29 protein-coding genes are annotated in these 16,897 nt (G+C 58.1%); 27 read left to right on the forward strand and 2 right to left on the reverse strand.

Annotated elements, in window-relative coordinates; all coding sequences use genetic code 11:
* The first annotated feature begins 144 nt into the window (after nucleotides 1-144).
* The 27 genes from rplC to rplQ all read left to right on the forward strand — a co-directional run bounded on the left by rplC (nucleotide 145) and on the right by rplQ (nucleotide 14,702).
* On the forward strand, nucleotides 145-786 hold the full coding sequence (rplC, locus tag AT6N2_RS00775; protein ID WP_003507769.1) for a 50S ribosomal protein L3: 642 nt from the start codon (nucleotides 145-147) through the stop codon (nucleotides 784-786).
* A gap of 12 nt (nucleotides 787-798) precedes the next feature.
* Nucleotides 799-1,419 carry a 50S ribosomal protein L4 gene (gene rplD, locus AT6N2_RS00780; protein WP_063948590.1) on the forward strand — a complete coding sequence of 207 codons (621 nt, stop codon included), beginning with the start codon at nucleotides 799-801 and terminating at the stop codon, nucleotides 1,417-1,419.
* Entirely contained in the window at nucleotides 1,416-1,709 is a 294-nt protein-coding gene (locus tag AT6N2_RS00785; protein WP_063948592.1) for a 50S ribosomal protein L23, read from the forward strand. Before rplD ends, AT6N2_RS00785 begins: the two co-directional genes overlap by 4 nt.
* A 43-nt stretch (nucleotides 1,710-1,752) precedes the next feature.
* On the forward strand, nucleotides 1,753-2,589 hold the full coding sequence (gene rplB / locus AT6N2_RS00790; protein ID WP_063948594.1) for a 50S ribosomal protein L2: 837 nt from the start codon (nucleotides 1,753-1,755) through the stop codon (nucleotides 2,587-2,589).
* A gap of 15 nt (nucleotides 2,590-2,604) precedes the next feature.
* Nucleotides 2,605-2,883 carry a 30S ribosomal protein S19 gene (gene rpsS, locus AT6N2_RS00795; protein WP_003507772.1) on the forward strand — a complete coding sequence of 93 codons (279 nt, stop codon included), beginning with the start codon at nucleotides 2,605-2,607 and terminating at the stop codon, nucleotides 2,881-2,883.
* Nucleotides 2,884-2,885: 2 nt separating this feature from the next.
* Complete coding sequence (rplV, locus tag AT6N2_RS00800; RefSeq protein ID WP_006313972.1) at nucleotides 2,886-3,275, forward strand: 50S ribosomal protein L22; 390 nt, start codon at nucleotides 2,886-2,888, stop codon at nucleotides 3,273-3,275.
* A complete protein-coding gene (gene rpsC / locus AT6N2_RS00805) occupies nucleotides 3,275-4,006 on the forward strand; it encodes a 30S ribosomal protein S3 (protein WP_004442600.1) in 732 nt (243 codons plus the stop codon). Before rplV ends, rpsC begins: the two co-directional genes overlap by 1 nt.
* 38 nt (nucleotides 4,007-4,044) lie before the next feature.
* Complete coding sequence (gene rplP, locus AT6N2_RS00810) at nucleotides 4,045-4,458, forward strand: 50S ribosomal protein L16 (RefSeq protein WP_003495190.1); 414 nt, start codon at nucleotides 4,045-4,047, stop codon at nucleotides 4,456-4,458.
* Nucleotides 4,459-4,470: 12 nt separating this feature from the next.
* On the forward strand, nucleotides 4,471-4,671 hold the full coding sequence (gene rpmC / locus AT6N2_RS00815; protein ID WP_003495193.1) for a 50S ribosomal protein L29: 201 nt from the start codon (nucleotides 4,471-4,473) through the stop codon (nucleotides 4,669-4,671).
* A gap of 11 nt (nucleotides 4,672-4,682) precedes the next feature.
* A complete protein-coding gene (gene rpsQ / locus AT6N2_RS00820; RefSeq protein ID WP_003495195.1) occupies nucleotides 4,683-4,919 on the forward strand; it encodes a 30S ribosomal protein S17 in 237 nt (78 codons plus the stop codon).
* A gap of 234 nt (nucleotides 4,920-5,153) precedes the next feature.
* Nucleotides 5,154-5,522, forward strand: coding sequence for a 50S ribosomal protein L14 (gene rplN / locus AT6N2_RS00825; RefSeq protein ID WP_003495199.1), 369 nt, complete (start codon nucleotides 5,154-5,156; stop codon nucleotides 5,520-5,522).
* Nucleotides 5,523-5,534: 12 nt separating this feature from the next.
* Nucleotides 5,535-5,843: a 50S ribosomal protein L24 gene (rplX, locus tag AT6N2_RS00830; RefSeq protein WP_209087688.1), complete on the forward strand. Its 309-nt coding sequence runs from the start codon at nucleotides 5,535-5,537 to the stop codon at nucleotides 5,841-5,843.
* Nucleotides 5,836-6,390 (forward strand): 50S ribosomal protein L5, encoded by a 555-nt coding sequence (gene rplE / locus AT6N2_RS00835; RefSeq protein ID WP_003495201.1) that lies wholly within the window; start codon nucleotides 5,836-5,838, stop codon nucleotides 6,388-6,390. Before rplX ends, rplE begins: the two co-directional genes overlap by 8 nt.
* 33 nt (nucleotides 6,391-6,423) lie before the next feature.
* On the forward strand, nucleotides 6,424-6,729 hold the full coding sequence (gene rpsN / locus AT6N2_RS00840; RefSeq protein ID WP_063948596.1) for a 30S ribosomal protein S14: 306 nt from the start codon (nucleotides 6,424-6,426) through the stop codon (nucleotides 6,727-6,729).
* A 12-nt stretch (nucleotides 6,730-6,741) separates the two neighbouring features.
* Nucleotides 6,742-7,140: a 30S ribosomal protein S8 gene (rpsH, locus tag AT6N2_RS00845; RefSeq protein WP_003521007.1), complete on the forward strand. Its 399-nt coding sequence runs from the start codon at nucleotides 6,742-6,744 to the stop codon at nucleotides 7,138-7,140.
* A 43-nt stretch (nucleotides 7,141-7,183) separates the two neighbouring features.
* Nucleotides 7,184-7,717, forward strand: a complete 534-nt coding sequence (rplF, locus tag AT6N2_RS00850) for a 50S ribosomal protein L6 (RefSeq protein WP_063948598.1) — start codon at nucleotides 7,184-7,186, stop codon at nucleotides 7,715-7,717.
* Between the two features lie 12 nt (nucleotides 7,718-7,729).
* Nucleotides 7,730-8,092 (forward strand): 50S ribosomal protein L18, encoded by a 363-nt coding sequence (gene rplR, locus AT6N2_RS00855; protein WP_003521008.1) that lies wholly within the window; start codon nucleotides 7,730-7,732, stop codon nucleotides 8,090-8,092.
* A 119-nt stretch (nucleotides 8,093-8,211) separates the two neighbouring features.
* Nucleotides 8,212-8,781, forward strand: a complete 570-nt coding sequence (gene rpsE / locus AT6N2_RS00860) for a 30S ribosomal protein S5 (protein WP_003495208.1) — start codon at nucleotides 8,212-8,214, stop codon at nucleotides 8,779-8,781.
* An 11-nt stretch (nucleotides 8,782-8,792) separates the two neighbouring features.
* Nucleotides 8,793-8,999, forward strand: coding sequence for a 50S ribosomal protein L30 (gene rpmD, locus AT6N2_RS00865; RefSeq protein WP_003495212.1), 207 nt, complete (start codon nucleotides 8,793-8,795; stop codon nucleotides 8,997-8,999).
* A gap of 16 nt (nucleotides 9,000-9,015) precedes the next feature.
* Nucleotides 9,016-9,495, forward strand: a complete 480-nt coding sequence (rplO, locus tag AT6N2_RS00870; protein WP_209087690.1) for a 50S ribosomal protein L15 — start codon at nucleotides 9,016-9,018, stop codon at nucleotides 9,493-9,495.
* 218 nt (nucleotides 9,496-9,713) lie between these two features.
* The gene (locus AT6N2_RS00875) at nucleotides 9,714-9,881 is read left to right on the forward strand and encodes a hypothetical protein (RefSeq protein WP_155737506.1); all 168 of its coding nucleotides are present in this window, start codon (nucleotides 9,714-9,716) and stop codon (nucleotides 9,879-9,881) included.
* On the forward strand, nucleotides 9,826-11,166 hold the full coding sequence (gene secY, locus AT6N2_RS00880) for a preprotein translocase subunit SecY (RefSeq protein WP_004442582.1): 1,341 nt from the start codon (nucleotides 9,826-9,828) through the stop codon (nucleotides 11,164-11,166). Before AT6N2_RS00875 ends, secY begins: the two co-directional genes overlap by 56 nt.
* Nucleotides 11,163-11,753, forward strand: coding sequence for an adenylate kinase (locus AT6N2_RS00885; RefSeq protein ID WP_003507790.1), 591 nt, complete (start codon nucleotides 11,163-11,165; stop codon nucleotides 11,751-11,753). Before secY ends, AT6N2_RS00885 begins: the two co-directional genes overlap by 4 nt.
* A gap of 302 nt (nucleotides 11,754-12,055) precedes the next feature.
* Nucleotides 12,056-12,424, forward strand: coding sequence for a 30S ribosomal protein S13 (rpsM, locus tag AT6N2_RS00890; protein WP_003516122.1), 369 nt, complete (start codon nucleotides 12,056-12,058; stop codon nucleotides 12,422-12,424).
* Between the two features lie 138 nt (nucleotides 12,425-12,562).
* Nucleotides 12,563-12,952 (forward strand): 30S ribosomal protein S11, encoded by a 390-nt coding sequence (gene rpsK / locus AT6N2_RS00895; protein ID WP_003495225.1) that lies wholly within the window; start codon nucleotides 12,563-12,565, stop codon nucleotides 12,950-12,952.
* A gap of 195 nt (nucleotides 12,953-13,147) precedes the next feature.
* Nucleotides 13,148-14,158, forward strand: a complete 1,011-nt coding sequence (locus AT6N2_RS00900; RefSeq protein ID WP_003495228.1) for a DNA-directed RNA polymerase subunit alpha — start codon at nucleotides 13,148-13,150, stop codon at nucleotides 14,156-14,158.
* Nucleotides 14,159-14,276: 118 nt separating this feature from the next.
* Entirely contained in the window at nucleotides 14,277-14,702 is a 426-nt protein-coding gene (rplQ, locus tag AT6N2_RS00905; RefSeq protein WP_003521014.1) for a 50S ribosomal protein L17, read from the forward strand.
* Between the two features lie 424 nt (nucleotides 14,703-15,126).
* Here rplQ and msrQ read toward each other — a convergent pair whose 3' ends face one another.
* Nucleotides 15,127-15,792: a protein-methionine-sulfoxide reductase heme-binding subunit MsrQ gene (gene msrQ, locus AT6N2_RS00910; protein ID WP_209087692.1), complete on the reverse strand. Its 666-nt coding sequence runs from the start codon at nucleotides 15,790-15,792 to the stop codon at nucleotides 15,127-15,129.
* A 2-nt stretch (nucleotides 15,793-15,794) separates the two neighbouring features.
* Nucleotides 15,795-16,736 carry a protein-methionine-sulfoxide reductase catalytic subunit MsrP gene (msrP, locus tag AT6N2_RS00915; RefSeq protein ID WP_209087694.1) on the reverse strand — a complete coding sequence of 314 codons (942 nt, stop codon included), beginning with the start codon at nucleotides 16,734-16,736 and terminating at the stop codon, nucleotides 15,795-15,797.
* Between the last annotated feature and the right edge of the window lie 161 nt (nucleotides 16,737-16,897).

Raw genomic sequence — 16,897 nt, forward strand, 5'->3', positions numbered from 1 at the left:
GTGGGGGCCAATAACAAGGAAGGTACGTGGAGCAATCCAACGACTTCCAAACCGGAGACCGGAAACATCGTGAGATGTCGAAGGGCACTCCTTAACAAAGGCCAGAGAGGGTTTTCCCTTCAAGGCTCGCAAGAGGATGAACCAATGCGTTCAGGTGTGATTGCACAGAAAGTGGGTATGACACGCGTCTATAACGACGCAGGTGAACATATCCCTGTAACAGTATTGCGACTGGATAACGTACAAGTCGTTGCCCAGCGCACGGAAGACAAGAATGGCTACACCGCAGTTCAGCTCGGTGCCGGCCAGTCCAAGGTCAAGAACACGACGAAGGCACTTCGCGGCCACTTTGCCGCCGCCAATGTCGAACCGAAAGCCAAGCTCGTCGAGTTCCGGGTTTCCCCCGAGAACCTGATCGATATCGGTGCAACACTGACCGCAAATCATTTTCAGTCCGGCCAGCTGGTCGACGTCACTGGAACCACGATCGGTAAAGGTTTTGCCGGTGCTATGAAGCGTCACAACTTCGGTGGTGGCCGCGCTTCGCACGGTAACTCCGTATCGCACCGTGCACACGGTTCGACCGGTAACAACCAGGATCCGGGCCGCGTCTGGAAGGGCAAGCGCATGGCTGGTCATATGGGCCAGACGCGCGTTACGACCCAGAACCTCGAAGTCGTTTCGACCGATGAAGACCGTGGCCTCATCCTCGTGAAGGGTGCAGTTCCCGGCTCGAAGGGTTCCTGGATCATCGTCCGCGACGCCGTCAAGTCGGCTGCGAAGTAAGGGAGCCTTATCATGGAATTGAACGTCAAAACCCTCGAGGGAAAAGACGCCGGCAAGGTTTCTCTGTCGGATGAGATCTTCGGCCTCGACCCCCGCCAGGACATCCTGGCCCGCATGGTTCGCTGGCAGCTTGCAAAGAAGCAGCAGGGAACCCACAAGTCCAAGAACCGGTCGGAAGTTTCCCGTACCGGCGCGAAGATGTACAAGCAGAAGGGTACGGGCCGCGCTCGTCACCATTCGGCTCGCGCACCGCAGTTCCGCGGCGGCGGCAAGGCCCACGGCCCGGTCGTTCGCAGCCACGCTCATGACCTTCCCAAGAAGGTTCGTGCGCTCGCTCTGCGTCACGCCCTGTCTGCAAAGCTGAAGGCTGAAGATCTGATCATCGTCGATCAGCTCGTCGCGTCCGAAGCAAAGACCAAGGCTCTGCTGGGCAGCTTCGCTTCGCTTGGCCTGACCAACGCTCTCGTTATCGGTGGCGCCGAACTTGATGGCAACTTCAAGCTCGCTGCTCAGAACATCCCGAACGTGGACGTTCTGCCGGTTCAGGGCATCAATGTTTACGACATCCTGCGCCGTGGCAAGCTGGTGCTTTCCAAGGCTGCTGTAGAGGCTCTGGAGGAGCGGTTCAAATGACGGATCTTCGCCACTACGATGTGATCGTATCTCCTTCGATCACGGAAAAGTCGACGCTGGTATCCGAACAGAACCAGGTCGTATTCAACGTCGCCAAGGATGCTTCCAAGCCTGAAATCAAGGCTGCCGTGGAAGCTCTCTTCGGCGTCAAAGTCACGGCTGTGAACACGCTTATCCGCAAGGGTAAGACCCGTCGTTTCCGTGGGTTCGCCGGTAAGCTGAAGGACGTCAAGAAAGCCGTCGTCACGCTCGCCGAAGGTCAATCCATCGACGTGTCCACCGGACTCTAAAGGTTAGGCCCAAGCGGGCAAAGACCCAAAAGGGAACAAGAAAATGGCATTGAAAAGTTTCAATCCGACCACGCCAAGCCAGCGTCAGCTGGTTATCGTGGACCGCGCTTCGCTCTACAAGGGCAAGCCGGTAAAGGCTCTCACCCAGGGCCTCAGCTCCAAGGGTGGCCGTAACAACCAGGGCCGGATCACCGTCCGTTTCCAGGGTGGCGGTCACAAGCGGACCTACCGTCTGGTTGACTTCAAGCGTCGCAAGTTCGACGTTGAAGGCACCGTTGAACGTCTGGAATACGACCCCAACCGCACCGCGTTCATCGCGCTGGTTACGTATGCCGACGGCGAACAGGCTTACATTCTCGCGCCACAGCGTCTCGCTGCTGGTGACAAGGTGATCGCCTCCGAGAAGGCAGTGGACGTGAAGCCCGGCAACACCATGCCGCTTCAGTACATTCCTGTCGGTTCGATCATCCATAACGTCGAGATGAAGCCGGGCAAGGGCGGTCAGATCGCTCGGTCCGCCGGCACGTATGTCCAGCTCGTCGGCCGTGATGCCGGCATGGCCATCCTGCGTCTCAACTCGGGCGAACAGCGTCTGGTGCACGGCTCCTGCCTCGCATCGATCGGTGCTGTTTCGAACTCGGACCACGCCAACATCAACGACGGCAAGGCCGGTCGTTCCCGTTGGCGCGGCAAGCGTCCGCACGTTCGCGGCGTCGTCATGAACCCGGTCGACCACCCGCACGGTGGTGGTGAAGGTCGCACGTCGGGTGGTCGCCACCCGGTTACTCCGTGGGGCAAGCCCACGAAGGGCAAGCGCACCCGTTCGAACAAGTCGACCGACAAGTTCATCATGCGCTCGCGCCATCAGCGTAAGAAGTAAGAGAGGTAGTCACTCATGGCTCGTTCAGTATGGAAAGGTCCGTTTGTTGACGGCTATCTTCTCACAAAGGCTGAGAAGGTGCGCGAGAGCGGACGTAACGAAGTTATCAAGATCTGGAGCCGTCGTTCCACGATCCTGCCGCAGTTCGTTGGTCTGACGTTCGGCGTCTACAACGGCAGCAAGCATGTGCCCGTCTCGGTCAACGAAGACATGGTCGGCCACAAGTTCGGTGAATTCTCTCCGACCCGTACCTATTACGGTCACGGCGCGGACAAGAAGGCAAAGAGGAAGTAATCATGGCGAAGGCTAAGACCGAACGCCGGCTGAAGGACAATGAGGCTCAGGCCATTGCCCGTACGCTCCGCGTCAGCCCCCAGAAACTGAACCTGGTTGCCGCTCTTATCCGTGGCAAGAAGGTTGATCGCGCTCTCGCCGAGCTCGAATTCTCCCGCAAGCGCATTGCAGGCACCGTCAAGAAGACGCTGGAATCTGCAATTGCCAATGCGGAAAACAACCACGACCTCGACGTCGACGCGCTCGTCGTCGCCGAGGCCTATGTTGGCAAGTCCATCACCATGAAGCGTTTCCACGCTCGTGGCCGTGGTCGTGCTTCCCGCATTGAAAAGCCGTTCGCTCACCTCACGATCGTTGTTCGTGAAGTTGAGGAAAAAGGGGAGGCCGCATAATGGGTCAGAAAATCAATCCGATCGGCTTCCGTCTCGGCATCAACCGTACCTGGGATAGCCGCTGGTACGCTGACACCGCAGAATACGGCAAGCTGCTGCACGAAGACCTCAAGATCCGGGCTTACCTGATCAAGGAACTCAAGCAGGCCGGTATCGCCAAGGTCGTTATCGAGCGTCCGCACAAGAAGTGCCGCGTCACGATCCACTCGGCTCGTCCGGGTCTGATCATCGGCAAGAAGGGTGCGGACATCGAGAAGCTTCGCAAGAAGCTCTCCGAGATGACCAACTCCGAAACGCACCTCAACATCGTTGAAGTGCGCAAGCCGGAAATCGACGCGACGCTGGTTGCCCAGTCGATCGCTCAGCAGCTCGAGCGCCGCGTGGCTTTCCGCCGTGCGATGAAGCGTGCTGTTCAGTCCGCAATGCGTCTTGGCGCCGAAGGCATCAAGATCACCTGCGGCGGCCGTCTCGGCGGTGCTGAAATCGCTCGTACCGAATGGTACCGCGAAGGTCGCGTTCCGTTGCACACGCTGCGTGCGGACATCGACTACGGCACGGCTGAAGCTGAAACCGCATTCGGCATCTGCGGCATCAAGGTCTGGATCTTCAAGGGCGAAATCCTTGAGCACGATCCGATGGCCTCTGAGCGTCGCGGTCTCGAAGGCGACGCACAGGGCCCTGCAAGCCGTGAGCGTGGCGATCGTGGCGATCGTCGTCGCGAAAACGCTTGATTGACGCTGGCGAAAGATAAGCTCGGAGAAGTAAGAAAATGTTGCAGCCAAAGCGTACTAAGTACCGTAAGCAGTTCAAGGGACGCATCAAGGGCGTCGCCAAGGGCGGCTTTGACCTGGCATTCGGTGAATTCGGCTTGAAGTCGCAGGAACCGAACCGCGTGAATGCACGCGAGATCGAAGCGGCCCGCCGCGCGATCACGCGTTACATGAAGCGCGCAGGTCGCGTGTGGATCCGCGTATTCCCCGACGTTCCGGTTACGGCAAAGCCGACCGAAGTTCGTATGGGTAAGGGCAAGGGTTCGGTCGATTACTGGGCATGCAAGGTCAAGCCCGGTCGTATGATGTTCGAGATCGACGGTGTGTCCGAGGAGATCGCCCGTGAGGCGCTTCGTCTCGGCGCTGCCAAGCTCTCGGTCAAGACGCGCTTCGTACAGCGCATCGCAGAGTAAGGAGCAAGGCACATGAAAGCCGATGAAGTTCGCGGCCTCAGCGCCGACCAGCTCAAGGACAAGCTCGCCGATCTGAAGAAGGAGCAGTTCAACCTGCGCTTCCAGAAGGCAACTGGTCAGCTGGAGAAGTCCTCGCGCATCAACGAAGTCCGCAAGGATATCGCCCGCGTAAAAACCATTGCCCGCCAGAAGGCGGCAGAAGCCAAGGCCTAAGGAAGAATAATATGCCGAAACGCATTCTGCAGGGCGTCGTTGTGTCCGACAAGAACGAGAAGACTGTCGTAGTTCGCGTTGAGCGTCGATTCGCTCACCCGCTGCTTCAGAAGACCGTTCGTCGTTCGAAGAAGTACAAGGCACACGACGAAAACAATCAGTATAAGGTCGGCGATGTCGTTTCCATCGAGGAATGCGCACCGATCTCCAAGGACAAGCGCTGGACGGTTGTTTCCGCCCAGGCTTAATTTCATCAGAATCGCGCCTTGTGTCTTGCACTTGGCGCGAATTCCTGTATGAAGCAGCGCAAGGACGCTCGTGACCCGGGCGTCTTTTGCTTTGATGCGCACGGAAGGTCCTTCGGGAAACCACCCTGTCACGATTTTTCCGCGCAAAAAAAGAGATATTCATAAGCTGGGGCAGGGGGCTCGCTCGGGAGAGTTTGCCCAACCGTTCTGGTAACAACAAGAAGGCGACCTGACATGATTCAGATGCAAACAAACCTCGACGTGGCGGATAATTCCGGCGCACGTCGTGTCATGTGCATCAAGGTGCTGGGCGGCTCGAAGCGCAAATATGCTTCTGTTGGCGACATTATTGTCGTTTCCATCAAGGAAGCTATTCCGCGCGGCCGCGTCAAGAAGGGCGACGTGATGAAGGCGGTTGTCGTGCGCACCGCCAAGGACATCCGTCGCGCTGACGGCAGCGTCATCCGTTTCGATAACAACGCAGCCGTTCTTATCGACAACAAGAAAGAGCCCATCGGCACCCGTATCTTCGGACCGGTTCCGCGCGAACTTCGCGCCAAGAACCACATGAAGATCATCTCGCTGGCTCCGGAAGTACTGTAAGGAGCGATTGCGATGCAGAAAATTCGTAAAGGCGACAAGGTTGTCGTATTGACCGGTAAGGACAAGGGCCGTACCGGCGAAGTAATCCAGGTAATGCCGAAAGAAGACCGTGCCGTTGTGCGTGGCGTGAACATGGTGAAGCGTCACCAGCGCCAGACCCAGGCTCAGGAAGCCGGCATCATCAACAAGGAAGCATCCTTGCACATCTCCAACATCGCCATCGTCGACAAGGATGGCAAGCCGACTCGCGTTGGCTTCTCGGTTGTGGATGGCAGGAAGGTCCGCGTGGCCAAGCGTTCGGGAGAAGTGATCGATGGCTGATAAGTACGAGCCGCGTCTCAAGACGGAATACGTTTCCCGTATCCGTGGCGCCATGCAGGAGAAGTTCTCCTACGCAAACGTCATGATGATCCCGAAGCTTGAAAAGATCGTGATCAACATGGGCGTTGGCGAAGCAACCGCCGATTCCAAGAAGCCCACGATTGCTGCCGGTGACCTGGCTGCGATTGCCGGTCAGAAGCCGGTCGTTACCCGCGCTCGCAACTCGATCGCTGGTTTCAAGGTTCGCGAAGGCATGCCGATCGGTGCGAAGGTTACTCTTCGTGGCGCCCGCATGTACGAATTCCTTGATCGTCTGGTCAACATCGCGCTGCCGCGCGTTCGCGACTTCCGGGGCCTGAACCCGAAGAGCTTTGACGGCCGTGGCAACTTCGCCATGGGCATCAAGGAACACATTGTGTTCCCTGAGATCAACTACGATAAGGTTGATCAGATGTGGGGCATGGACATCATCGTTTGCACGACGGCGACGTCGGACGACGAAGCTCGGGCTCTGCTGACAGAGTTCAACTTCCCGTTCCGTCACTAACCGTAACGACGAGCGTAGAAAAGGAACTCCGATATGGCGAAAACAAGCGCAGTTGAAAAGAACAAGCGCCGCCGCAAGTCGGTCGCCCAGCAGGCCACCAAGCGCGCTGCACTCAAGGCGATCGTGATGAACCAGTCCCTTCCGATCGAAGAACGGTTCAAGGCCACTCTGAAGCTCGCTTCGCTGCCGCGTGACGGCTCGAAGACGCGTATCCGCAACCGCTGCGAAGTAACGGGCCGTCCGCGCGCGTTCTATCGCAAGCTCAAGATGTCGCGTATCGCGCTTCGTGAGCTGGGCAATTCCGGCAAGGTGCCGGGCATTGTCAAGTCGAGCTGGTAAGGAGACGGGCACATGACCATGACTGATCCTTTGGGTGATATGCTCACCCGCATCCGCAATGGTGCTGCTCGCCGCAAGTCTTCGGTAAGCACCCCTGCTTCCAGCCTCCGCGCACGCGTTCTCGACGTGCTGCAGGCTGAAGGCTACATCCGCGGTTATTCCAAGGTCGATTTCGAAAACGGCAAGTCCGAGTTCACGATCGAGCTGAAGTACTACGAAGGCGCGTCCGTGATCCGTGAGATCGGCCGCGTTTCCAAGCCGGGCCGCCGGGTTTATGTCTCGGTAAAGTCCATTCCGCAGGTCGCGAACGGCCTCGGCATCACCATCCTTTCGACCCCGAAGGGCGTGATGGCCGATCACCAGGCTCGCGAACAGAACGTTGGTGGTGAGGTTCTTTGCTCGGTCTTCTAAGACCCGAGCAAGGATCTCCATAACGAACAGACAGGATTGAATAATGTCTCGTATCGGTAAAAAGCCCGTTCCGGTTCCCGCAGGTGTGACGGCCAATGTCGACGGCCAGAAGGTCACTGCGAAGGGCCCGAAGGGTGAACTGTTTTTCGTCGCTAACGACGACATTCAGCTGAAGCTCGAAGATAACGGCGTTTCCGTAACGCCGGCGAATGAGAGCAAGGAAGCTCGTTCGAAGTGGGGCATGTCCCGCACGATGATCGAGAACATCTTCAAGGGTGTTAAGGACGGCTACGAGCGCAAGCTCGAAATCAACGGCGTTGGTTACCGTGCCGCCATGCAGGGCAAGAACCTGCAGCTGGCTCTCGGCTTCTCCCACGACGTGGTTTATGAGCCTCCGGTCGGCATCACCATCGCCGTTCCGAAGCCCACGGAAATCATCGTTTCCGGCATCAACAAGCAGCAGGTTGGCCAGGTAGCCGCGGAAATCCGCGAATACCGCGGTCCCGAGCCCTACAAGGGTAAGGGCGTGAAGTACGCTGAAGAGCGTATTGTCCGCAAAGAAGGCAAGAAGAAGTAAGGATCACGCGAAATGGCTAGCAGGAAAGAAGCACTTGCACGTCGCGCGAGCCGTGTGCGCCGCCAGATCAAGGCGGTTGCCAACGGCCGCCCGCGCCTGTCGGTTCATCGCTCGTCGAAGAACATCTACGCCCAGATCATCGATGACGTTGCTGGCAAGACGCTTGCGTCTGCCTCCACGCTCGAAGCCGATCTGCGCGGCTCGCTCAAGACTGGCGCCGACGTTGCAGCAGCAACGGTTGTCGGCAAGCTGGTTGCCGAGCGCGGCGTCAAGGCTGGCGTCAAGGATGTCGTATTCGACCGTGGCGCGTTCATCTATCACGGCCGCATCAAGGCCCTGGCAGACGCTGCCCGCGAAGGCGGCCTGAACTTCTGATCTTTTTCCGCCCGGACAATGATCCGGGCGGAATTTCACCGGACCACGCGGATCTCTTCAGTGAGGCCGCTGGTCTTTTCGTTTGCCGTTCCACCCGTAAAAGAAAAAGGACAAGGACAATGGCACAGGAAAAAAGAGGTTCTCGCGACGATCGCCAGAATCGTGAAGAGCGCGATAGCGAATTCGTCGACAAGCTGGTCGCGATCAACCGCGTTGCGAAGGTTGTCAAGGGTGGCCGTCGTTTCGGCTTTGCCGCTCTCGTCGTCGTTGGCGACCAGAAGGGCCGCGTTGGTTTCGGTCACGGCAAGGCTCGTGAAGTTCCGGAAGCGATCCGCAAGGCAACTGAAAGCGCAAAGCGCGATCTGATCTTCGTTCCGCTGCGCGATGGCCGCACGCTGCACCACGACGTCAATGGCCGTCACGGCGCAGGCAAGGTTCTGCTGCGTTCGGCCAAGGCCGGTACCGGTATCATCGCCGGTGGTCCGATGCGCGCCGTTTTCGAAACGCTCGGCGTTCATGACGTTGTTGCGAAGTCGACCGGTTCGTCGAACCCGTACAACATGGTTCGCGCCACGTTCGACGCTCTGAAGCATCAGGTTCATCCGAAGGACATCGCTGCACAGCGCGGTCTGAAGTATGCGACCCTTCAGGCTCGCCGTGCCGCTTCCGGCAACGCTTCTGAAGAATAAGGAGCTGGATCATGGCCAAGAAGACTACTGAAGCCAAGAAGACTGTTACGGTCGAACAGATCGGCAGCCCTATTCGCCGCCCGGCAATCCAGCGTCAGACGCTGGTCGGTCTGGGTCTCAACAAGATGCATCGTCAGCGCACCCTGGAAGATACTCCTGCGGTTCGTGGCATGATCCGTGCGGTCCAGCATCTCGTTCGCGTCGTTGACGAGAAGTGAGACGGAGTAACCTATCATGAAACTCAATGAAATCAGAGATAACGAAGGCGCCTCCAAGGATCGTATCCGCGTAGGTCGCGGTATCGGTTCCGGCAAGGGCAAGACCGGTGGTCGCGGCGTCAAGGGTCAGAAGGCTCGTTCGGGCGTCGCTATCAACGGCTTCGAAGGCGGTCAGATGCCAATCTACCGTCGTCTGCCGAAGCGCGGCTTCAACAACATCTTCGCTTCCGAATATGTTGTCGTGTCGCTCGGTCGCATTCAGACTGCCATCGACTCCAAGAAGCTTGACGCTTCCGCAACGATCGATGCTGCTGCTCTCAAGGCTGCCGGCGTTATCCGTCGCGCCAAGGACGGCGTGCGCATTCTCGCCGACGGCGAGCTGAAGTCCAAGGTCTCTTTCGAAGTTGCCGGCGCTTCCAAGCCCGCGCTCGAAAAGATCGAAAAGGCTGGCGGCTCGATCAAACTTCTCGCTGTTGCAGCGGAAGCCGCCGAGTAATATATGAACTTCAGACGCCCGGTCCGCATGTCGCGCCGGGCGTTTGCGCTCCCTGGCCACTGTTGCTTTCGATCTAAATCGATTTATAGAGCATCAGGGCAATCTCTTCGCGGTGTGCTTTCTTTGCCCCGCTTGCGGCAGAAAGTGCCGCAGGGAGAGCCTCACAGTTCTTGAACTTCCGTAGGGGAGGGGATAGGACATAAAAAACAGGGTGAGGCATGATGGCGGCCAAGAGCTGCATTCGTCCGAAGCCCGGTTTTGACCAGTATCTTTTAGACCTTTCCGCATTGGCCGGTATTGCTGGCTGGCAAGGGTCATTCGGAGAAATTTATGGCTTCAGCAGCGGAACAACTGGCTTCGAACCTGAATTTTTCGACCTTCGCTAAGGCGGAGGATCTGAAAAAGCGTCTCTGGTTTACTCTTGCCGCACTTCTCGTCTACCGTCTCGGCACCCATATTCCGCTTCCGGGCCTGAACCCTGAAGCCTATGCGCAGGCCTTCCGTGGCCAGGCCAACGGTATTCTCGGTCTTTTCAATATGTTTGCGGGTGGCGCTGTCGAGCGCATGGCGATTTTCGCCCTCGGCATCATGCCTTACATCTCCGCTTCGATCATCGTGCAGCTCATGACCTCGGTCGTGCCCTCGCTCGAAGCGTTGAAGAAGGAAGGCGAGGCCGGTCGCAAGATCATCAACCAGTACACCCGCTACGGCACGGTGCTGCTCGGCACGTTGCAGGCCTATGGCATTGCGGTCGGCCTTGAAAGCGGCAATGGCCTCGTGGTCGATCCAGGCTGGTTCTTCCGCATTTCCACCGTCATCACGCTGCTCGGCGGCACGATGTTCCTGATGTGGCTTGGCGAGCAGATCACCTCGCGCGGTATCGGCAACGGTATTTCGCTGATCATCTTTGCGGGCATTGCCGCAGGTCTGCCGAAGGCTCTTGCCGGCACGTTGGAACTCGGCCGCACCGGTGCGCTTTCGACCCCGCTCATCCTGACGGTCGTCGTGGTTGCAATCGGTGTCATTGCTCTCATCGTGTTCGTGGAGCGTGCGCAGCGCCGTCTGCTGATCCAATATCCGAAGCGACAGGTCGGGAACCGGATGTTCCAGGGCGATACCTCGCACCTGCCGCTGAAGCTCAATACCGCCGGCGTCATTCCCGCGATCTTCGCATCGTCGCTGCTGCTTCTGCCGGCAACCGCTGCTGGCTTTGCCGGTAACACCAACCTGCCGACCTGGGCAACCTCGATCATCGCGTCGCTGCAGCATGGCCAGCCGCTGTTCATGGCGCTCTATGGCTTGCTGATTGCGTTCTTCGCCTTCTTCTACACGGCGATCGTGTTCAATCCGAAGGATACGGCTGACAATCTCAAGAAGCATGGCGGCTTCATTCCGGGCATTCGTCCGGGCGAGCGCACCGCGGAGTACATCGATTACGTTCTGACCCGCATCACAGTGGTCGGTGCGATTTATCTGGTCTTCGTCTGTATCCTTCCTGAGACACTTATCGCACGCACGGGCATCCCATTAGCCCTTGGTGGTACTTCGCTTTTGATCGTCGTCAGTGTAACTCTGGATACGGTTGCGCAGATTCAGGGTCACCTGATCGCCCAGCAGTATGAAGGTCTGATCAAGAAGTCGAAGTTGCGTGGAGGAAAGAGGGGACGATGAGACTGATATTTTTGGGTCCGCCGGGTGCGGGCAAGGGAACCCAGGCCAAGCGGCTGACTGACAAATACGGGATCCCCCAGCTTTCAACCGGTGACATGCTGCGCGCTGCGGTCAGCGCGGGCACCGAAATCGGCAAGCGCGCCAAGGCCGTCATGGACGCCGGCGGGCTGGTATCCGACGATATCGTCAATCAGATCGTCTCCGAACGTATCGAAGCTCCTGACTGTGCCAAGGGTTTCATTCTCGACGGTTATCCGCGCACCGTTCCGCAGGCGAAGGCGCTTGCCGACAACATGCGCAAGAAGAACCTCGTTCTCGACGCTGTGATTGAGCTGAAAGTGGACGAAGAGGCTTTGATTCGCCGAATCGAAAACCGCGTCGCCGAGACCATTGCTGCTGGCGGCACTGTCCGTTCGGATGACAATCCGGAGGCTTTCCGCAAGCGTCTGACGGAATATCGCGAAAAGACTGCGCCGCTGTCCGCTTATTACAGCGAACAGGGCGAACTGGTGACGCTGGATGGCATGGCAGATGTCGATGCCGTCACCGAGGCTATCGAGCGCGTTCTCGAGAAGGCCTCTGCCTGATCGAAGGAATGAATGGGTGAGGACTGTCGCGTTCTTGCCCATATTCCTTTTCCGAAAGGCGGCTGATCCTTTGGATCGCAAAAGAATCTTGGCGGAGCCGGTTGCTTTTTTGCGCTGATTCCGTTAAACACCGCGCCAACTCGCGACATCCCAAGCGACTGGCGCGGATTTCCCTTAGGGAAGGGAGATCCGGGTACGGTCGTTTTGACTTGTCACGGACACCAATTTGAACTGGCGGTCATTCGGCCGCTCAAATGGAATCACCACTTGCCGGATGGCAACTGGAACCAAGGAGAAAAGACGTGGCACGTATCGCTGGCGTCAACATCCCGACTGCGAAGCGCGTTGTTATTGCGCTGACCTACATTCACGGGATTGGTCCGAAATTCGCGCAGGAAATCATGGACAAGGTCGGTCTTCCGGCTGACAAGCGCGTTCATCAGCTGACGGATGCTGAAGTCCTTCAGATCCGCGAAGCCATCGACCGCGACTATCAGGTCGAAGGTGACCTGCGTCGTGAGACGTCGATGAACATCAAGCGTCTGATGGACCTCGGTTGCTACCGCGGCCTGCGTCACCGTCGTGGCCTTCCGGTCCGCGGTCAGCGCACGCACACCAACGCCCGCACCCGCAAGGGTCCGGCGAAGGCTATCGCTGGTAAGAAGAAGTAATTTTCCGGTTCTCCGGAAAGGGGAGGCTGGTGCAGTCCGCGCCAGCCTTTCTGAGTTTGGCGAAAAGCTCGGTCACGGGCTGATTGCCGGTGTAGCCGCTGGTGTTACGGCGGTGAAGAGATCAATGAAAGGTATAAAATGGCCAAGGAAGCCGCACGCGTCCGTCGTCGCGAACGCAAAAATATCACGTCTGGCGTCGCGCACGTCAACTCGACCTTCAACAACACGATGATCACCATCACCGACGCACAGGGCAATGCTATCGCCTGGTCGTCCGCTGGTGCCAAGGGTTTCAAGGGTTCGCGTAAGTCGACCCCGTTCGCTGCCCAGATCGCTGCTGAAGATTGCGCGAAGAAGGCTCAGGAACACGGCATGAAGTCGCTTGAAGTTGAAGTTTGCGGTCCGGGTTCCGGCCGTGAATCGGCACTTCGCGCTCTGCAGGCTGCCGGTTTCATGATCACTTCCATTCGCGACGTGACGCCGATCCCGCACAACGGTTGCCGTCCGCGCAAGAAGCGCCGCGTCTGACGCGACCGTGGTTCGGAAATTCCGCCTTACCTCAGGTCTGGCGGAATTTTCGTGTATCTGGCGTGTGCGCGTCGATTTCGATCGGCGGACTTGCGCTCAAGAACCCACCGATGAACCACTGAATTCGGTTCCTCTCGGTGTTTTCATGCTCGGTCCGTCACGATTGGATGGTGGCGGCGAACGGAAGGTTTAAAGATGATTCAGAAGAACTGGCAGGAACTTATCAAGCCGAACAAGGTCGAGTTCACCTCGTCCAGCCGCACCAAGGCAACGCTGGTTGCCGAGCCGCTGGAGCGTGGTTTCGGTCTTACCCTCGGCAACGCGCTGCGTCGCGTTCTGTTGTCTTCCCTGCGCGGCGCCGCTGTTACGGCCGTGCAGATCGACGGTGTCCTGCACGAATTCTCCTCCATCCCCGGCGTTCGGGAAGATGTGACGGATATCGTGCTCAACATCAAGGAAATCGCCATCAAGATGGACGGCGACGATTCCAAGCGCATGGTCGTACGCAAGCAGGGCCCGGGTGCCGTAACCGCTGGTGACATCCAGACGGTAGGCGACATCGAAATCCTGAACCCCGACCACGTGATCTGCACGCTCGACGACGGCGCTGAAATCCGCATGGAATTCACCGTCAACAACGGCAAGGGTTACGTACCGGCTGAGCGCAACCGCGCGGAAGATGCCCCGATCGGCCTCATTCCGGTGGACAGCCTCTATTCTCCGGTCAAGAAAGTGTCCTACAAGGTGGAGAACACCCGTGAAGGTCAGGTTCTCGACTATGACAAGCTGATCATGACGATCGAGACCAACGGTTCGGTTTCCGGCGAAGACGCCGTTGCCTTCGCCGCTCGCATTCTTCAGGACCAGCTGGGCGTCTTCGTCAACTTCGACGAGCCGCAGAAGGAAGCAGAAGAAGAATCGGTTACGGAACTCGCGTTCAACCCGGCGCTTCTCAAGAAGGTCGACGAGCTCGAGCTGTCCGTTCGTTCGGCAAACTGCCTGAAGAACGACAACATCGTTTACATCGGTGACCTGATCCAGAAGACCGAAGCCGAAATGCTCCGCACGCCGAACTTTGGTCGCAAGTCGTTGAACGAAATCAAGGAAGTTCTCGCTTCCATGGGTCTGCACCTCGGCATGGAAGTGCCGGCATGGCCGCCTGAGAACATCGAAGATCTCGCCAAGCGTTACGAAGACCAGTACTAACAAACAAGAAGGCAGACCTCAAAGACTGCCTTTCCCCGTCAAACAGCAGATAAGTCATCTGCATGTGCCAGGAAACGGCAGGCCTTAAAGAAGGAACCTGCGTAGAAGGAGAATAGCAATGCGCCACGGTAATTCAGGCCGCAAGCTCAATAGAACCGCCAGCCACCGCAAGGCAATGTTTGCCAACATGGCTGCTTCGCTCATCACCCATGAGCAGATCGTCACCACGCTTCCGAAGGCGAAGGAAATTCGCCCGATCGTTGAGAAGCTCGTCACCCTCGGCAAGCGCGGCGACCTGCACGCTCGTCGTCAGGCGATTTCGCAGATCAAGGATCAGGACGCCGTTCGCAAGCTGTTCGACGCGATCGCAGCCCGTTACGCAAACCGCAACGGCGGCTACCTGCGTATCATGAAGGCCGGCTTCCGCCAGGGCGACAACGCTGCTCTGGCCGTCATCGAATTCGTCGAGCGCGACGTTGACGCCAAGGGCGCAGCTGACAAGGCTCGCGTTGCTGCTGAAGCTGCTGCTGCCGAAGCCGCATAAGGTCTGACGCCTTTTAAGGCGTCGTGAGTTAAAAAAGCCGGGTGAGAGATCGCCCGGCTTTTTTGTTGCGGATAGTGGGTTTGCTGTTACCGGCGGTTTTGCCCGCGCCGGGGTTTATGATGCGGCAGGTGTCGCGCGATCTGGTTCACAGTTTCGGTCAGAGGGAGCAGAATATACACTCGGTCGGTGGCGTTATGCGTTGCCCAGAGGGTTTGCAGATCGTCTTCCCCCACGTCGCCTTCCGTAATGCGTTCGGCGAGTTGCGACAACGCCTGCCGCTGCCTCACATCTAACCCTTTACAAATTTGAGTCGGTTCGAATGCTGAGCCACGCGCAATAATGTGGAATGCGTCGCTCAACACGGCTTGAGCGGCTGAAGACAGTGCCGTGCTTTGTTGAAGCGGGGACGGTCTCTCGGGAGGGCTCATGCGTTTGGCGGCGCGCGTAAAGGCGCACGGCGTGGTTGGCGCGCGCGCTTGTATTGGAGGATCGGTTTGCGCACCAGCCGATAGCCCAACAGCACCACCATCGTGCTGATATAGAACATCGGCTCCAGCGTGATCGATTTCCGCGCCAGCACGAAATGCAGCACGCCGACGATGAGGACGAGATAGACGAGCTTGTGCAGCGTGTTCCAGCGGCTGCCGAGTTTGCGGATCGACCAGCGGTTCGAGGTCAGCGCCAGAGGCAGGAGCATGATGAGCCCCGCCATGCCAAACATGATGTAGGGGCGTTTGAGAATGTCGCCGGCGATGGAGCTGAAGACGAGGCCGCGGTCCAGCACCAGATAGACGGTGAAATGCGCCAGAACATAATAAAAGGCGATGAGGCCCAGCGCCCGCCGATAGGCGATGAGGTTGAGGTTGAAGAGGTCGCGCAGCGGCGTGACGAGCAGCCCGAGACAGAGGAAGCGCAGTGCCCAGATGCCGAGCAGGTGCTCGAAATCCTTGACCGGGTTGAAGCCGAGGCCGCCCGTTGCGGCGAGGTAAAAATACCAGACACCGGGAGCGAGACCGATGACATAGAGCGCCCAGATGGCTGCCGGTTGGTAACGCTTCGGCAGCGAGGGAAGGGTCAGGGCAAAGGCCATGGTCAGTAATTCGCCTTCAGGTCCATGCCGGCGTAAAGGCTCGCCACTTCCTCGTAACCATTGAACATCAGCGTCGGATGGTTCTGCGTACCAAAAAAGCCGCCTTCGCCGATGCGTTGCTCCGTAGCCTGGCTCCAGCGCGGGTGGTCCACATGCGGATTGACGTTGGAATAGAAGCCATATTCGCGGGCATTGGAGTTTTTCCAGGTCGTTTCCGGCTGTTTTTCGGTGAGCGAGATCCGGACGATGGATTTGATGCCCTTGAAGCCGTATTTCCACGGCACGACGAGCCGGATCGGTGCGCCGTTCTGGTTCGGCAGCGTTTCGCCATAAAGCCCGACGGCGAGGATGGTGAGCGGATGGCGCGCTTCATCGAGACGCAGTCCTTCGACATAGGGCCATGACAAAGGCTGGAACAGGCCGCTCTGTCCGGGCATTTCGTCTGGCCGAACGACGGTCTCGAAGGAGACGTATTTGGCGCTGCCCAGTGGCTCGACCTTGTCGAGCAGGCTCGCAAGCGGGAAGCCGATCCACGGAATGACCATCGACCAGCCCTCGACGCAGCGCATCCGATAGGTGCGCTCCTCAAGCTGATATTTCATCAACTCCTCTATACCGAATTCCTGCGGCTTCGAAACGAGGCCGTCCACCTTTACCGTCCAGGGTGTTGGCTTGAACTTGCCGGAATTTTCCTTTGGGTCGGATTTGCCGACGCCGAATTCATAGAAGTTGTTGTAGCTGGTGACCGCGTCGAGCGGCGTGAGCTTTTCATCCAGCTTATAGGCACTGGCCTTTGCCGAAAGCGGTGCGGCGACAGCCTCGCGTCCCGCCAGGCCAATGGCTGCGAGCCCTGCCGCCGTTCCGAGGAAATTGCGTCGGGAGAGATAGAAGGACTTCGGCGTGATTTCTGAAGACGCAATATGAGGCGAACGATAGGCGGGCATGGTAACCTCCACAAAAGCCGGGTGCATCGGCGATAAATCGATTATGATAGCCAATACGGTCGCTGCACAGATATGTTTCAGCGCTGCGATGAAAAATAGAGCCGGCGGCTCGCAATCGCGCATTTGTGATGCCCGGTCCTTTATGGCAGGTCAAATTCAGG

This window comes from Agrobacterium tumefaciens (assembly GCF_017726655.1).
GTDB lineage: Bacteria > Pseudomonadota > Alphaproteobacteria > Rhizobiales > Rhizobiaceae > Agrobacterium > Agrobacterium tumefaciens_B.

Excerpts from the sequence above, each read along its gene's own strand:
- rpsN (WP_063948596.1), top strand. The coding sequence starts at position 6,424 with ATGGCGAAAACAAGCGCAGTTGAAAAGAACAAGCGCCGCCGCAAGTCG.
- rplN (WP_003495199.1), top strand. The coding sequence starts at position 5,154 with ATGATTCAGATGCAAACAAACCTCGACGTGGCGGATAATTCCGGCGCA.
- rpsK (WP_003495225.1), top strand. The coding sequence starts at position 12,563 with ATGGCCAAGGAAGCCGCACGCGTCCGTCGTCGCGAACGCAAAAATATC.
- rpsH (WP_003521007.1), top strand. The coding sequence starts at position 6,742 with ATGACCATGACTGATCCTTTGGGTGATATGCTCACCCGCATCCGCAAT.
- rplF (WP_063948598.1), top strand. The coding sequence starts at position 7,184 with ATGTCTCGTATCGGTAAAAAGCCCGTTCCGGTTCCCGCAGGTGTGACG.
- rpmC (WP_003495193.1), top strand. The coding sequence starts at position 4,471 with ATGAAAGCCGATGAAGTTCGCGGCCTCAGCGCCGACCAGCTCAAGGAC.
- rplV (WP_006313972.1), top strand. The coding sequence starts at position 2,886 with ATGGCGAAGGCTAAGACCGAACGCCGGCTGAAGGACAATGAGGCTCAG.
- rplO (WP_209087690.1), top strand. The coding sequence starts at position 9,016 with ATGAAACTCAATGAAATCAGAGATAACGAAGGCGCCTCCAAGGATCGT.
- rplX (WP_209087688.1), top strand. The coding sequence starts at position 5,535 with ATGCAGAAAATTCGTAAAGGCGACAAGGTTGTCGTATTGACCGGTAAG.
- rpsS (WP_003507772.1), top strand. The coding sequence starts at position 2,605 with ATGGCTCGTTCAGTATGGAAAGGTCCGTTTGTTGACGGCTATCTTCTC.
- AT6N2_RS00900 (WP_003495228.1), top strand. The coding sequence starts at position 13,148 with ATGATTCAGAAGAACTGGCAGGAACTTATCAAGCCGAACAAGGTCGAG.
- rplD (WP_063948590.1), top strand. The coding sequence starts at position 799 with ATGGAATTGAACGTCAAAACCCTCGAGGGAAAAGACGCCGGCAAGGTT.
- rplP (WP_003495190.1), top strand. The coding sequence starts at position 4,045 with ATGTTGCAGCCAAAGCGTACTAAGTACCGTAAGCAGTTCAAGGGACGC.
- AT6N2_RS00885 (WP_003507790.1), top strand. The coding sequence starts at position 11,163 with ATGAGACTGATATTTTTGGGTCCGCCGGGTGCGGGCAAGGGAACCCAG.
- msrQ (WP_209087692.1), bottom strand. The coding sequence starts at position 15,792 with ATGGCCTTTGCCCTGACCCTTCCCTCGCTGCCGAAGCGTTACCAACCG.
- secY (WP_004442582.1), top strand. The coding sequence starts at position 9,826 with ATGGCTTCAGCAGCGGAACAACTGGCTTCGAACCTGAATTTTTCGACC.
- rplC (WP_003507769.1), top strand. The coding sequence starts at position 145 with ATGCGTTCAGGTGTGATTGCACAGAAAGTGGGTATGACACGCGTCTAT.
- AT6N2_RS00875 (WP_155737506.1), top strand. The coding sequence starts at position 9,714 with ATGATGGCGGCCAAGAGCTGCATTCGTCCGAAGCCCGGTTTTGACCAG.
- msrP (WP_209087694.1), bottom strand. The coding sequence starts at position 16,736 with ATGCCCGCCTATCGTTCGCCTCATATTGCGTCTTCAGAAATCACGCCG.
- rplR (WP_003521008.1), top strand. The coding sequence starts at position 7,730 with ATGGCTAGCAGGAAAGAAGCACTTGCACGTCGCGCGAGCCGTGTGCGC.
- rpsC (WP_004442600.1), top strand. The coding sequence starts at position 3,275 with ATGGGTCAGAAAATCAATCCGATCGGCTTCCGTCTCGGCATCAACCGT.
- rpsE (WP_003495208.1), top strand. The coding sequence starts at position 8,212 with ATGGCACAGGAAAAAAGAGGTTCTCGCGACGATCGCCAGAATCGTGAA.
- rpmD (WP_003495212.1), top strand. The coding sequence starts at position 8,793 with ATGGCCAAGAAGACTACTGAAGCCAAGAAGACTGTTACGGTCGAACAG.
- rplQ (WP_003521014.1), top strand. The coding sequence starts at position 14,277 with ATGCGCCACGGTAATTCAGGCCGCAAGCTCAATAGAACCGCCAGCCAC.
- rplE (WP_003495201.1), top strand. The coding sequence starts at position 5,836 with ATGGCTGATAAGTACGAGCCGCGTCTCAAGACGGAATACGTTTCCCGT.
- rpsQ (WP_003495195.1), top strand. The coding sequence starts at position 4,683 with ATGCCGAAACGCATTCTGCAGGGCGTCGTTGTGTCCGACAAGAACGAG.
- AT6N2_RS00785 (WP_063948592.1), top strand. The coding sequence starts at position 1,416 with ATGACGGATCTTCGCCACTACGATGTGATCGTATCTCCTTCGATCACG.
- rplB (WP_063948594.1), top strand. The coding sequence starts at position 1,753 with ATGGCATTGAAAAGTTTCAATCCGACCACGCCAAGCCAGCGTCAGCTG.